Origin of the sequence: Bifidobacterium oedipodis, assembly GCF_012932425.1 — a bacterium.
GTDB lineage: Bacteria > Actinomycetota > Actinomycetes > Actinomycetales > Bifidobacteriaceae > Bifidobacterium > Bifidobacterium oedipodis.
This window is the reverse complement of the sequence record NZ_JAAIII010000004.1, coordinates 128,155-142,754: the sequence shown is the minus strand read 5'-3', so window position 1 is coordinate 142,754 and position 14,600 is coordinate 128,155. Positions and strand designations below refer to the sequence as shown.

Here is a 14,600-nt window from a genome sequence, read left to right as displayed (position 1 = left end):
CGTGGCCATCCGTGAAATCAGAGTTGTACCTGATCCCGTGCTGCGCACCCCATGCGACGAAATCAAGCAGATCACGCCCGCCGTGCGCCGATTGGTGGATGATCTACTGGAAACGGTGAACGATCCGGGTCGCGCAGGCCTGTCCGCCAACCAGATTGGTGTGAACCTCAGGGCTTTCTCCTATAACATTGACGGCAAAATCGGCTATGTGCTCAATCCGGTACTGGAAGAGAAGTCCGGAGAGCAGTACGGCGATGAAGGATGCCTGTCCGTGCCCGGACTGTGGTATAAAACACGTCGCGCCGATTACGCGCGCGTGCGGGGCATTGACCTTGACGGCAATGAGGTTGTGCTGGAAGGCACCGGCATTATGGGCCGTATGCTGCAGCACGAATGCGATCATCTCGACGGTCACGTCTATCTCGATCGCCTTGAGAAGGAAGAGCGTCGCGCCGCACTCAAATACATGCGCGAACACACCAAATAAGACTTCAGCTCGTCATGCCGAGCGAAGTCGAGGCATCTCAATCTGAGTTTGCCTGTCAGGCCCCGCCAAACGGCGAGGCCTTGTGTTATTCTAAGAATTTGTGTGTGCCACCCCGGCAAAGGGCGCAGTCGCTGGCGTTCGGAGCCACCATTATTGTCAACCGGCGCACCACCAATTCGCGTCATGCTCGCGACGACCTGTGTCGGTCGGTTTCTATTCCGCACAAGCGGGGGAGAAGCTGCACGCAGGTACGCATGACCAGGCAAGAACCGACAATGAAAGGTAGTAATACCATGGCTCAGATCGCTATGAGCGACATGCTGAAGGCTGGCCTGCACTTTGGCCACCAGACCCGTCGCTGGAACCCGAAGATGAAGCAGTTCATCCTCACCCAGCGCAACGGCATCCACATCATCAACCTGTTCAAGTCGCTCGACATGATCGACAAGGCGTACGACTTCATCAAGACCACCGTGGCCCACAACGGCACCGTGCTCTTTGTCGGCACCAAGAAGCAGGCTCAGGAAGCCATCGCCAACCAGGCCACCCGCGTGAACATGCCCTACGTTTCCGAGCGTTGGCTCGGCGGCATGCTGACCAACTTCCAGACCGTCTCCAAGCGCGTCAACCGCCTCAAGGAACTTGAGGAGATGGACTTCTCCGACGTGCGTGGCTCCGGCCTGACCAAGAAGGAACTGCTGCTGCTCGAGCGCGAGAAGGACAAGCTCAACAAGCAGCTGGGCGGTATCCGCAACATGAACCGCACCCCTTCTGCGATGTTCGTCGTCGACATCAACAAGGAAGCCCTGGCCGTTGAGGAAGCTCACAAGCTGGGCATCCCGGTTGTGGCTGTGGTCGACACCAACGCTGATCCGGAAGCTGTGGAGTATCCGATTCCGGCCAACGATGACGCCATCCGCGGCATCGAACTGCTCACCAGCCTGATGGCCGACGCTGTCGCCGAGGGTCTGCTTGAGCGCGCCGGCCAGGCTGCCAAGGCTGAGGGCGAAGCCAACGCCCAGCCGATGGCCGCTTGGGAGAAGGAGCTCCTGGAGAACCAGGAAACCTCCGAAGCCGCTGCTGCCGAAGCTCCGGCCGCAGCCGAGGGCGAAACCGCTCAGGCCGAGTGATGTACCACTAAAATGGGAGGTGCGAGATTGGTCGCACCTCCTGTTTTAGAGGATGAATTAATATTTAGGGAGAGATATCAATGGCAGCAATTACCGCCGCACTGATCAAGCAGGTTCGTGAAGACACCGGCGCCGGCATGATGGACGTCAAGAAGGCCCTCACCGAAGCCGAAGGCGACGTGGCCCGCGCTAAGGAAATCATCCGCGCCAAGGGCATCGCCGCCGCCGGCAAGCGCGAAGGCCGTAAGGCCCAGGAAGGCACCATCGCCTCCAAGGTCGTCGAAGCCAATGGCACCCAGACCGGTTACGCCGTTGAGCTGAACTCCGAGACCGACTTCGTGGCCAAGACCCCGAAGTTCGTGGAATTCAGCGATGAGGTGCTCGACTATGCCGTGGCCGCCGACGCGAACAACGCCGACGAGCTGCTGGCCGCCAAGGCTGGTGACGCCACTGTGAAGGAAGCCATCGAAGAGGCTGCCGCCCTGTTCGGCGAGCACGTTAAGGTCGGCCAGTTCGCCAAGATTTCCGGCGAACGCGTTGAGATCTACGCTCACAAGAAGTCTGCCGAGATGCCGCCGAGCATCGTCGCCATGATCGCCACCGACGAAGCCGGTGCTGCCGTGGCGCACGAAGCCGCTCTGCAGATTTCCGCCATGGGCGCCAAGTGGCTCTCTCGTGAGGATGTGCCGGCCGATGTGGTCGAGTCCGAGCGTCGCGTGGCCACCGAGAAGTCCCTGGCTGAAGGCAAGCCCGAGAAGATCGTTCCGAAGATCGTCGAAGGTCGTCTCAACGCTTTCTACAAGGAAGTCGTGCTGCTTGAACAGCCCTACGTCAAGGATCCGTCCAAGACCGTCGGCGACCTGTTCAAGGAAGTGGGCGGCAAGGCCGTGGCCTTTGCTCGCGTCGAAGTCGGCAAGGGCGAAGAGGACTGAGCCTAACGGTTGAGTCTCGCCTGATTACGGCTCATTAATTTCTGGGGCGTTCCGCACAATGCGGAGCGCCCCTTTGTCGTATCGAACGCACTCCAGACAGGCCCCCCCGACCATCTTCGCAACCGCAATCCGACACGTTTTGTCGCAGCCGTCCAAAACAAGCGCGAAAATGGGTATTGACTTTTTGGGATATTCGTTATATGGACAGCGAAACATCACCGACATACGCCGGCGTTACCCTAAGAAGGCTTTTTGACAAAGAACCGTGGGGCTGCATGCCCCGCCCAAAAACATTGAAGGTGGTTTCGGTGACTTTCCACGCCCCGCTTGATCTGACGATCCATAAATCCCAGGGTATGTATGATCCTGGGGCCGAGCACGACGCCTGTGGCGTCGGCATGGTCACCACCCTGAACAAGCGCCCCGAACGTAAGATTGTCGAAGACGCCATCGAGGTGCTCGTCAACCTCAACCATCGTGGTGCGGTTGGTGCTGAAGAGAACACCGGTGATGGTGCAGGCATCCTGATGAGCATGCCCGATGAGTTCATGCGTGCCACGCTGGGGGAGCTGGGTGTAGAACTGCCCGAACCCGGCCATTACGCTGCGGGTATTGCCTTCCTCGATCGTGACATCGCCGCTTCAGGCCAGCAGGAACAGGCCATCGCGACCATTGCCGAAGAAGAAGGTCTTGAAGTCCTCGCTTGGCGTGTCGTTCCCACCAACCCGGACGGCCTGGGTCTGCAGGCTCTGGCGACTATGCCGAGCTTCAAGACGCTGGTGCTGGCTGATCCGGAGCGCAAGCTCGCCGGCATCGAACTCGACCGTAAGACTTTCCGCGTGCGCAAGCGCGTGGAGCACGAGGTGGGTGTTTATTTCGCCTCCCTTTCCGCTCGTACGATTACTTATAAGGGCATGCTCACCACCATGCAGCTCAAGCCCTTCTTCCCGGATTTGAGCGATGAGCGCATGAAGGCGGTTGTGGCCATCGTGCACTCCCGCTTCTCCACCAACACTTTCCCGAGCTGGCCGCTGGCCCAGCCGTTCCGTCAGCTGGCCCACAACGGCGAAATCAACACCATCCAGGGCAATCGCAACTGGCTGTCCGCCCGTGAAGGCCGCCTGAGCTCCGAATTGCTCGGTGAGTTCAAGCCGCTGCTGCCGATTGCCACGCCGGGCTACTCCGACTCCGGCACCTTCGACGAATGCCTCGAACTGCTGCACCTCTCCGGCCGTTCCATGCCGCACGCCATCTCCATGATGCTGCCGCCCGCGTGGGAGAAGAACCCCGACCTCGATCCGGATGTGCGGGCCTTCTACGAGTACAACAACACGCTGATCGAACCGTGGGATGGCCCGGCGCACATCATCTTCACCGATGGCACCCAAGTTGGCGCACTGCTCGACCGCAACGGCTTCCGTCCTGGCCGCTGGCAGCTCACCGATGACGGCTATCTGGTGCTCGCCTCCGAGGCTGGCGTACTGCCTGAGGTTGCGCCTGAGCATGTCAAGGCCAACGGACGACTGGAACCGGGCAAGATGTTCCTTGTCGACACCGCCGAAGGCCGTATGATTCCCGATGAGGAGATCAAGAAGTCCCTTGCAGCCCAGCACCCCTACCGCCAGTGGGTCGAAGGCAACTCCGTGGAACTTTCCGATCTGCCCGCACGTGAGCACGTGAGCCATTCCGGCCAGTCCGTGCAGCGCCGCCAGCGTGCTTTTGGCTACACCGAGGAGGATCTGAAGCTGATCCTCGCACCGATGGCCAACACCGGCAAGGAGCCGCTCGGCTCCATGGGTAACGACACCCCGCTGCCCGCGCTGAGCAAGAACAGCCGTATGCTGTTCGACTACTTCACCCAGAAATTCGCACAGGTCACCAACCCGCCGCTCGACTGGGAGCGTGAGGAAGTCGTCACCTGCCTTGAATCGGCCATCGGCCCCGAGCCGAACCTGCTCGCCGACTCCGAACTGCATGCCAAGAAGATTCTTATTCCGCTGCCGGTGATCAACTCCGATGAGATGGCACAGTTGAAGCGACTTGACCGTGCGAAGATTCTCGGCGGCTACTACAAGCCATACGTGGTCAAAGGCCTGTACCAAGTGGCCGGTGGCGGCAAGGCGTTGAAGTCCCGTCTGGACGAGATCTTCGCTGAAATTGATGAAGCTATCGAGGATGGTTCCAACTTCATTGTGCTGTCCGATCGTGAGTCAGACCATACGTGGGGTCCGATTCCGTCGCTGCTGCTTACCTCCGCAGTGCAGCATCACCTGCTGCGCAAGCACACCCGTACGCAGATCTCTCTGGCCGTTGAAGCCGGCGATGTGCGCGAGATCCACCACGTCGCACTGCTGATCGCCTATGGTGCGGCCTGCGTGAACCCGTATCTCGCCTTCGAATCCGTTGAAGATCTTGCTCGTACCGGTTACGTGAAGGTCGATGAGCAAACCGCCGTGAAGAACGTCACCAAGGCGCTTTCCACCGGTGTGCTCAAGATCATGGCCAAGATGGGTGTGTCCACCATCATGTCGTACCGTGGTGCGCAGCTGTTCGAAGCTGTGGGCCTGAAGCAGGATTTGATCGACGAATACTTCACCGGCACCACGTCGCGCGTCGGCGGTGCCGGCCTCGACGAGATCGCCGAGGAGGTGGCTATCCGCCACCGCGTGGCCTATCCGAACCAGTGGACCGCCACTCCTCACCGGAACTTGAGGACCGGCGGCCAGTACAAGTGGCGTCGTACCGGCGAGGACCATCTGAACGATCCTGAGGCCATCTTCCTGCTGCAGCAGTCCACCCAGCGTGGCGACTACGGCATGTTCAAGAAGTACTCGGCTCATATCAACGACACGTCGAACCGTCTGATGACGTTGCGTGGCCTCATGAAGTTCAACAACAAGCGCAAGCCCATCGACATCTCCGAAGTCGAACCGGCCAGCGAAATCGTCAAGCGCTTCTCCACCGGTGCCATGTCCTATGGCTCCATCTCGTTGGAAGCCCATGAAACGCTTGCCATCGCCATGAACCGTATCGGCGCACGCTCGAACTCCGGTGAGGGCGGCGAATCCCCGGAACGTTTGCGCGATGACGAACGCGTGAGCAAGATCAAGCAGATCGCATCCGCACGTTTCGGCGTCACCTCCGATTATCTGGTGCACGCCACCGACTTGCAGATCAAGCTTGCCCAGGGCGCCAAGCCGGGTGAAGGCGGCCATCTGCCCGGTGCCAAGGTCCCGCCGTGGATTGCCAAGGTGCGTCACGCGACGCCCGGCGTGGAACTCATCTCCCCGCCGCCTCACCACGACATCTACTCCATCGAGGATCTGAAGCAGCTGATCAACGATGCGAAGATGGCCAATCCGAAGGCCCGTGTGCACGTCAAGCTCGTCTCCGAATTTGGTGTGGGCACCATCGCCGCTGGTGTGGCCAAGTGCCATGCCGATGTGGTGCTGATTTCCGGCTACGACGGCGGCACCGGTGCGGCTCCGCTCAATGCGATCAAGCACGCCGGAACCCCGTGGGAGATCGGCCTGAGCGAAACCCAGCAGACGCTGATTCTGAACGGCCTGCGCTCCCGCATCGTCGTGCAGTGCGACGGCGAGCTGAAAACCGGCCGCGACGTGGTCATCGCCGCGTTGCTCGGTGCCGAGGAATTCGGTTTCGCGACCGCTGCGCTGATCGTCGAAGGCTGCGTCATGATGCGTGCCTGCCAGAAGAACACCTGCCCGCAGGGTATCGCCACCCAGGATCCGGAGCTTCGCGCACGGTTCCGCGGCAAGCCCGAACATGTGATCAACTTCTTCATGTTCATCGCCGAAGAGGTGCGCGAGATTCTCGCCCAGCTTGGTTTCCGCACGCTCGAGGAGGCTGTGGGCCATGTCGAGTGCCTGGATCAGGACGAGGCTATCAAGCGCTGGAAGGCTGACGGTATCGATCTGACCAACGTGCTCATGCAGCCTGGCCCGGTTCCCGGCACCATTCTGCACAACACTGAGCCGCAGAACCATGAGCTTGAAAAGGCTCTGGACAACAAGCTCATCAAGCTTGCGCAGCCGGCGTTGGACAACAAGGAGCCCGTGCGCATCGAAATGCCGATCCGCAACGTGAACCGTACGCTCGGCACCATGGTGGGCTATGAAATCACCCGCCGCTACGGTGAAGAGGGTCTGCCCGATGACACCATCGACATGACCTTCCATGGCGCTGGTGGCCAGTCCATCGGTGCGTTCATCCCCAAGGGTGAGACCATGCGCATCTACGGCGAGGTTAACGATTACGCGGGCAAGGGCCTGTCCGGCGGCCGCATGATCGTGCGCCCGGAGGAGGGCGTGACCTTCGATCACCACGAGAACGTCATCGCAGGCAATGTCACCGGTTTCGGTGCCACCTCCGGCGAGATGTTCGTTGCCGGTCGTGCAGGCGAACGTTTCGCCGTGCGTAACGGCGGCGCTACCTTTGTGGTCGAAGGCGTGGGCGACCACGGCTGCGAATACATGACCGGCGGCACCGTTGTGGTGCTCGGCCCCACCGGACGCAACTTCGGTGCTGGCTTCTCCGGCGGTAACGCCTACGTGCTTGACCTCGACATGGCGCACGTCAACCCCTCCGCCGCGAAGAACGGATCGTTGATCTTCTCCCCGCTGACCGACGAAGAATCGGAACGCGTCAAGGCGTTGGTCAAGCGTCACGCCGAAGAGACCGGCTCCGAATTCGCCTCCGACCTGCTGGCCACATGGGAACGCAGCGCCAAGCGCTTCACCCACATCGTGCCCAAGCAGTTCGTCGCCATGACCCAGGCGATGGAGGATGCCAAGAAGAACAACATCGATTTCAACGAACCCGGCGTCTGGGAACAGACGTACGAACGAGTCATGGAAGGAGCGCGCTGAGATGGGCGACCCGAGAGGATTTCTGAAAGTCCGCACCCGCCGCGAACTGGCCGAACGCCCCGTCGAGGAGCGCATCAAGGACTGGCTTGACGTGCATGCCGAATCCGGCCTGCAACCGTGGACCCAAGAGCAGGCAGCCCGCTGCATGGACTGCGGCACCCCGTTCTGCATGACCGGCTGCCCGCTGGGCAACCTCATCCCCGAATGGAACGATCTGGTGCGTCAGGGCAAGTGGGAGGACGCCTATAACAGGCTGTCCATGACCAACAACTTCCCCGAAGTCACCGGCCGCATCTGCCCGGCCCTGTGCGAGCAGGCCTGCGTGCTTGGCATTCACCAGCCGCCTACGATGATCAAGAACGACGAGTGCACGATTATCGATCAGGCATGGGATCTCGACTATGTCAAGCCCCTGCCGCCGCAGCGTTTGACCGACCAGACCGTAGCGGTCGTCGGTTCCGGCCCTGCCGGTCTCGCCTGCGCCCAGCAGCTCACTCGCGCTGGACATACGGTTGTTGTTTACGAGCGTCATGACGCCATCGGCGGCCTGATGCGCTACGGCATCCCGAACTTCAAACTCGACAAGCGCTTGCTGGACCGTCGTGTGAAGCAGATGGAGGCCGAAGGCACACGCTTCCGGACCAATGTGGAAATCGGCAAGGACATCAGCTGGGACGATTTGCGTTCTCGTTATGATGCCGTGGTGGTGGCCATCGGTTCCACCGTGCCGCGCGATATGAAGCTGCCTGGCCGTGAGCTTAAGGGCATCCACTTCGCCATGGACTTCCTGCCGGATGCGACCCGTCGCATCTACGGCGCACCGCTGGAACATGACATCACCGCCAAAGACAAGCACGTGGTGGTCATCGGCGGTGGTGACACGGGCTCCGATTGCCTTGGCACCTCGATTCGTCAGGGCGCGAAGGACGTGACCGTGCTGCAGATCATGCCTCAAGAGCCGAAGTCTCGTCCAGACAACGCCCCGTGGCCGACCTTCGCTCGTCTGTACCAGAAGACCTCCTCGATGGAGGAGGGCGGCACCTATGTATACAGCACCGATTCGGTGAATTTCGTGGGTGTGCCCGATGACGAGAAGAGCAAGGTGAAGGTCGAGAATTCGACCGCAACCGAGGGCTTTATCGCCGATGAGACCGGACATGTGACTGGTCTGAAAATCGTGGATGTTGCACCGGGAGAGAATGGTCCGTTCACCCGTCAGCCTGGCACCGAACGTGTTATCCCCGCCGATCTCGTGCTGATTTCCGTGGGCTTCCTGCACCCGGATACCACTACGCTGGTCGACCAGCTGCCTGTCGAACTCGACGGTCGTGGCAACGTAGCGCGCAATGACCGGTTCGCATCCTCTCAGGATGGTGTGTTCGTTGCCGGTGACGCCGGTCGAGGCCAGAGCTTGGTGGTGTGGGCCATCGCGGAGGGACGTTCTTGCGCCGCCGCCGTGGATGAGTACCTGTCAGGCAAAGCCACGGAGCTGCCTGCTCCGATCGTCGCATCTCAGCGTCCGATGATGCTGCCGCGCTAAACACGCCGTTTCGTGAGCGACAGTCAAAAATCCTAGGAATCCTGCGGTAATATCTACCGCAGGATTCCTGTTTGTGTATAAGGAGTAGATAATGCCCAATCGTGCCGAACGTCGTGCCGACGCCAAACGAGCCAAGAAGGGGATTCCCGCGCAATACGATCAGACCCGTGGCCGTGGCCGCGCCGGTATGATCGACGAATATCAGCTGCAGGCCAAGTCCATCCGCTTGCAGGAAGGCCGGGACACGCCTGACGGCCCGTGGAAGCCGACCGCGCATTTCGATGATGAACTGCCCGAGCAGACGCTCACCACCAACCCGAACTATACGAACCCCAAGATGTTCAAGGCACCGCATTCGGTGCGTCAATGGTTCCGTGTCGGCTCCTGGACGCTGATTGCGCTGTCCATCATCGCCTTTTTCGTGGTGATGTGGCTGCCCAGCCATCCAATGTGGCTGATCACCACCGTTTCCGCTGTGTTCATTGTCGGCGTGCTCAGCCTGTTCTTCACCGCCGGCAACTCCAAAAACAATCCCAACCTCGACCAAAACGGCACTGCTGTATGATGCGGCCGGACGCAATTCCTTCAGGAATTGCATAAGCCAGCCGCGCGAGCCGATCGTAGAGGCAGCCCGGTGGGCTGCCGTGCCGGCGGAGCCAACCGTATAGTAAAACCAATCTCACAACCCGCCTGTTTGCGAAACACGAACAGGCGGGTTGTGCGTTTTGCGGCATTCATGGCCTAAAGTAGGTGGTGTTGTATAGGCAACCAATGAGAGGTGACCAATGAAGGTTGATATCCTGACCCGTGAATACCCGCCGAAGGTGTACGGCGGTGCCGGCGTGCATGCCGAGGAACTGTCCAAGGTTCTGGCTGAACGCATCGATGTGACGGTACGCGCCTTTGACGGCCCGCGCACCGACGCGGACAAGCCCGCAATCCCCAATGCCGCCGAAGCCAAGGGTTCCCTGAACCTGGTGGGATACGATACGCCAGCCGAACTTGCGAACGCCAACGGTGCTTTGAAAACCTTCGGCGTGGATTTGCAAATCGCCAATGACGTGGACGCCGATCTGGTGCACGTGCACACCTGGTACGCTTGCTTGGCCGGCTATCTCGCCAAAATGCTGCACGGCACCCCGCTGGTCGTCACCGCGCATTCGCTCGAGCCCTTCCGCCCTTGGAAGCGCGAGCAGCTTGGCGGCGGTTACAATCTGAGCTCTTGGGCGGAAAAGGACGCCTATGAGCATGCCGATCGTGTGATTGCCGTCTCCGCAGGCATGCGCGAGGACATTCTCGCCGCCTACCCGAATGTCGACCCCGACAAGGTGGTTGTGGTGCACAACGGCATCACCATGGACGACTTCGCCACCCCGGCCGATGATGATCCGGGCTGGAAGGTATTCGAACGCTACAATATCGACCGCTCCAAGCCCACGCTGCTGTTCGTCGGCCGCATCACCCGTCAGAAGGGTCTGCCGTACCTGTTGCAGGCGCTGCATTTCGTTGATCCCGGCATCCAGATCGTGCTGTGCGCTGGTGCTCCTGACACCCCTGAAATCATGGAAGAAGTCAAGACGGCCTTCGCCAAACTTGACGAAGAGCGCGGCAATATCATCTGGATCGAGGAAATGCTGCCCAAGCCCGAGCTCAACGCTCTGGAACATGGCTGCGACGCCTTCATCTGCCCGAGCATCTACGAGCCGCTCGGTATCGTCAACCTTGAGGCCATGGCCTGCAGCCTGCCGGTTGTCGCCTCCGCCACCGGCGGCATCCCTGAGGTCGTGGTCGACGGCGAAACCGGCTACCTCGTGCCCATCGATCAGCTGCACGACGGCACCGGCACCCCCACCAATCCGGACAAATTCGTGCACGACATGGCCGATGCAATCAATAAGATCATGGCCGACCCTGAACTCGCCAAGAAGATGGGCCAGGCAGGCTATGAGCGCGCCCGCGACCACTTCAGCTGGGAGTCCATCGCCGATCAGACCGTAGCCGTATACGAATCCGTGCTCGCTGAACAGAAGTAACCAGTAACCATAGGAATATCATCATGACCCAAACCGTGCTGCAGCTTGACCATGTCGAATTTCGTCGCAACCGTCGCGTCATCATCACCGACGTGAACCTGACGATACGCGCAGGGGAGCGCTGGGTGCTGTTCGGACCGAACGGCATCGGCAAATCCACTGCCGTGGGCATGCTGGCAACCCGCACCTTCCCCTCCGAAGGTAAGGTGTTCATCCTGGGGCACCAGCTTGGCAAATATGACGTGTTCAAGCTGCGCACGCGCATCGGTCTCGCCTCGGCCGACTTGGGTCGTCAATTCCCCGAATTCGAGGATCCGCTTGATGCCGTGGTCACCGGTCTGTCTGCTGTGACGGGCCGGTGGCGCGACACCTATACCGATGAGGAATACGAGCGTGCGCGCGGCCTGCTGCGCGATTTTCGCGTCGGCTACCTTGAAGGCAAACAGATGTGGCGACTGTCCGAGGGCGAACGCACCCGAGTGCTTATCGCCCGCGCGCTGATGGGCGACCCCGAACTGCTGATTATGGACGAGCCCACAACAGGTCTCGACCTGGGCGGACGTGAACAGGTAATGCGCACATTAAGCCGTATCGGCGAGGAGAACTCCGAACGCGCCGTGGTATTGGTCACGCACAGGCTTGAGGAGATTCCGGCCGGATTCGACCATATCGCCATTATGGGCCGCAAGCCGGTTTCCGCTGAGGACGCCACCAGCGAAGGCTTGGATGCCATGGGCAATCCTTCCGCCGGCACCATCATCTATACCGGTCCGCTTGAAGAAGGCCTGACCGACGAACGACTTTCCGAATTGTTCGGCATGCCCATCGCCGTGGAGCACGCCCACGGACGCTGGTCCGCGTTCGCAGTCTGACGTCGATAAACCGTTGCGTTATTCCGCCATGCCGACTGTGTTCGGCATAGGCGAGATACGGCTGTGCACTATGCCGATAATCAAACCGATGACGGCAGGCAGCAGCCAGCCAAGCTGGAACTGATGCAGTGGCAAATAGGCCAGAGCTGTATCAAGCCAAGGCAGTGAGCCGCCGAATACGTCGGCCAAACTGGCAATGCAATCCAAGAGCGCCGTCAGACCCACGCACAGTACCGTCCAGAAGTACACGCGCGGGAAATGCACCGAGAACACGCGATGCACCAAGGCAAGAGCCACCAGCGTGATGGCAATCGGGTACAAAGCAGCGAGTACCGGCACTGACACTTTGATGATTGCGGACAGACCGGCGTTTGACACCACGAAACTGAACACGGCGAATACTGCGCTCCATATGCGGTAGGTCATGCGCAGGCCCGCCATTCGCGGAAAGTGACGTTGGAAATACGTGCCACAGGTCGAAATCAGACCGGTGCACACGTTGAAACAGGCGATGATGAACACCAGACCGACGAATGCGGTGCCCACCGGTCCGAACATGGTTTGCGTCAAGTTCGTGAGCACGGTCGCGCCGGTATCGTGCGCAGGATCGACGGTTGTGATTGAGCCGGAAACCACGCCCACATACGATAGCGCCGCATAGATCACCACCAACAGCACGCCCGTGCCTAGGCCGGCATAGCCGGTTTCACGACGGTTCTGTGCCGGCGAATCGACGCCAAGCTGACTGATGTTCACGGAAATCACAATGCCGAAATACAATGCGGCCAGCAGATCCATGGTCTGGTAACCGTCCAGAAAACCGCGCGCCATCTGGTTGTCGCCATAATCGCCCATCGGTGCAGTCGGGCTCGAGCCGCCGATAGCGACGCAGGAGATGAACAACACCACAATCAGGGCGATGAGCAGCGGTCCCATCACCTTGCCTAACGCATTCGATAGTTTCTCAGGATGCTGCGCCACCACATACGACAGTGCGAAGAACAGCAGCGAATAGGCCAGTTGCCAGACCCACGTGGGAATGCCGGTACCGGATGAGAACGGCACCACGGCCATTTCAAACGAGGTGGTGGCCGTACGTGGAATCGCGAAGCAGGGGCCAATGGTCAGAATAATCGCCAAGCCCAATACCAGGGAGAAGCGTTGTGACACGCGATTTGCCAACTGCTCGAAACCGCCGGCACTGGAAACCGCGAGCACGCCCAATACCGGCAGACCAACCGCGGAAACGATGAATCCGAGCGCCGCGGCCGGCGTGGCGATTCCGGCCTGCGCGCCCACGAATGCGGGGAAGATGAGATTGCCCGCACCAAAGAACATCGAGAAGAACGTCACCGTCATCAACACGCGATTGCGGGGTGTCAACGTCACTGCGGAGCCATGATGCGACGAAGAGCCATCGACAGCATCGCCTGCGTCGTTGTTGCGGATTGTTTTGCTGCGGGTACGAAAAACACTGCTCACAATCCCATATTGTGCAGGGCATATCCGGCTTGGTCAACACAGGGCGGAGTTTTATACTGCAGCAAATTTGGCGCAGCGCGCATTCTTCGCTACGCTCTCAAACGGATAATGACTTGGAGTCAAGGAGAGTGCTATGAGGCGTGGCGTGCTGAGCGCGGGGGAGAAGGTCCAGTTTACCGACCGCAAAGGCAAAAAGATCACTGAGCAACTGGTGGCAGGCGGTGTGACGCAAACGGGCCACGGCATCATCCTGCACGATGATGTGATCGGCAAGCCCGAAGGCAGCGTGGTAGTCACTGTGCATGCCAAGCGTGAGGACCAGATCAACCAGACCTACCCAGATAAGGATCGCAACAAGCCTTGGAAGGGCACACGTGCTATCGGTGGATGGGAATGGTGCGTGATGCGCCCGCGACTGGCCGACTATGTACTGTCGATGCCACGCGGCGCACAGATCATGTATCCCAAGGATATTGCCCAGGTCATCCAGCTCGGCGACATTCGCTCCGGCATGCGCGTGCTGGAATCGGGTGCGGGTTCCGGAGCGATGAGCCTGAACCTGTTGGACGCCGTGGGCGAGGGCGGGCATCTGACCACCATCGAGCTGCGCCCCGACTTTGCACGAGTCGCCGAAGCCAACGCCACCTTGTATTACGGACACAAACCGCAATGGTGGGATCTGAAAACCGGCGATTTCGATTCGGTGGCCGCTACATTGCCTGAGCACTATTTCGACCGCATCATGCTGGATATGCTCGACCCGTGGAACCGCCTCGAACAGGCGTATCGCGTAATCGTCCCCGGCGGTGTGCTGGTGTGCTATGTGACCACCACCACCCAGATGAGCCGGCTTGCCGAAGCGTTGCGCGCCGCCGGCTGCTGGAGCGAACCGGATATTCAGGAGACGCTCGAACGCTCCTGGAAGGCGCAGGGGTTGGCCGTGCGCCCCGATCACCAGATGATCGGGCACACCGGCTTCCTGGTGGTTGCACGAGCCATGGCCGAAGGCTTCCAAGCGCTTAGGAAGCGCGACCGCGCCACCAAAGACACCGTTACCGACGTTGATTCGCTGAGCGCGGAGGAGCGCGAGGCACAGCTTGAGGAACTGGAATTACGCGATATTTCCGATCACAAGCTACGCAAGGTGCTACGCGACCTGGATCGTCAGGTCGGTGCACTGGAACAGGGTCTGGGAGACGACGGCAAAACCGCTTGCTGAAATAACGTAGGTGCTT

The 14,600-nt window shown here is 60.1% G+C and carries 10 protein-coding genes; 9 read left to right on the top strand and 1 reads right to left on the bottom strand.

Annotated features, from left to right (window positions below; all coding sequences use genetic code 11):
- Position 1: 1 nt before the first annotated feature.
- From def to G1C95_RS07475, 8 genes are all read left to right on the top strand, one after another.
- Positions 2 to 487 carry a peptide deformylase gene (def, locus tag G1C95_RS07510; RefSeq protein WP_169172344.1) on the top strand — a complete coding sequence of 162 codons (486 nt, stop codon included), beginning with the start codon at positions 2 to 4 and terminating at the stop codon, positions 485 to 487.
- A gap of 293 nt (positions 488 to 780) precedes the next feature.
- Entirely contained in the window at positions 781 to 1,617 is an 837-nt protein-coding gene (gene rpsB / locus G1C95_RS07505) for a 30S ribosomal protein S2 (RefSeq protein WP_169172343.1), read from the top strand.
- Positions 1,618 to 1,697: 80 nt separating this feature from the next.
- A complete protein-coding gene (gene tsf, locus G1C95_RS07500) occupies positions 1,698 to 2,549 on the top strand; it encodes a translation elongation factor Ts (protein WP_169172342.1) in 852 nt (283 codons plus the stop codon).
- Positions 2,550 to 2,857: 308 nt separating this feature from the next.
- Positions 2,858 to 7,438 (top strand): glutamate synthase large subunit, encoded by a 4,581-nt coding sequence (gltB, locus tag G1C95_RS07495; RefSeq protein WP_169172341.1) that lies wholly within the window; start codon positions 2,858 to 2,860, stop codon positions 7,436 to 7,438.
- Between the two features lies 1 nt (position 7,439).
- Positions 7,440 to 8,978 (top strand): glutamate synthase subunit beta, encoded by a 1,539-nt coding sequence (locus G1C95_RS07490; protein WP_169172340.1) that lies wholly within the window; start codon positions 7,440 to 7,442, stop codon positions 8,976 to 8,978.
- 91 nt (positions 8,979 to 9,069) lie between these two features.
- The gene (locus G1C95_RS07485) at positions 9,070 to 9,543 is read left to right on the top strand and encodes a tripartite tricarboxylate transporter TctB family protein (protein ID WP_169172339.1); all 474 of its coding nucleotides are present in this window, start codon (positions 9,070 to 9,072) and stop codon (positions 9,541 to 9,543) included.
- Positions 9,544 to 9,763: 220 nt separating this feature from the next.
- The gene (glgA, locus tag G1C95_RS07480) at positions 9,764 to 11,011 is read left to right on the top strand and encodes a glycogen synthase (RefSeq protein WP_169172338.1); all 1,248 of its coding nucleotides are present in this window, start codon (positions 9,764 to 9,766) and stop codon (positions 11,009 to 11,011) included.
- 23 nt (positions 11,012 to 11,034) lie between these two features.
- Positions 11,035 to 11,883: an ABC transporter ATP-binding protein gene (locus G1C95_RS07475; RefSeq protein WP_169172337.1), complete on the top strand. Its 849-nt coding sequence runs from the start codon at positions 11,035 to 11,037 to the stop codon at positions 11,881 to 11,883.
- 18 nt (positions 11,884 to 11,901) lie between these two features.
- On the opposite strand, the gene brnQ is transcribed toward G1C95_RS07475, so the two are convergent.
- Positions 11,902 to 13,242, bottom strand: coding sequence for a branched-chain amino acid transport system II carrier protein (gene brnQ / locus G1C95_RS07470; protein ID WP_169172497.1), 1,341 nt, complete (start codon positions 13,240 to 13,242; stop codon positions 11,902 to 11,904).
- 256 nt (positions 13,243 to 13,498) lie between these two features.
- Here brnQ and G1C95_RS07465 point away from each other — a divergent pair, with 256 nt between their 5' ends.
- Complete coding sequence (locus G1C95_RS07465; protein WP_169172336.1) at positions 13,499 to 14,584, top strand: tRNA (adenine-N1)-methyltransferase; 1,086 nt, start codon at positions 13,499 to 13,501, stop codon at positions 14,582 to 14,584.
- Positions 14,585 to 14,600: the final 16 nt, after the last annotated feature.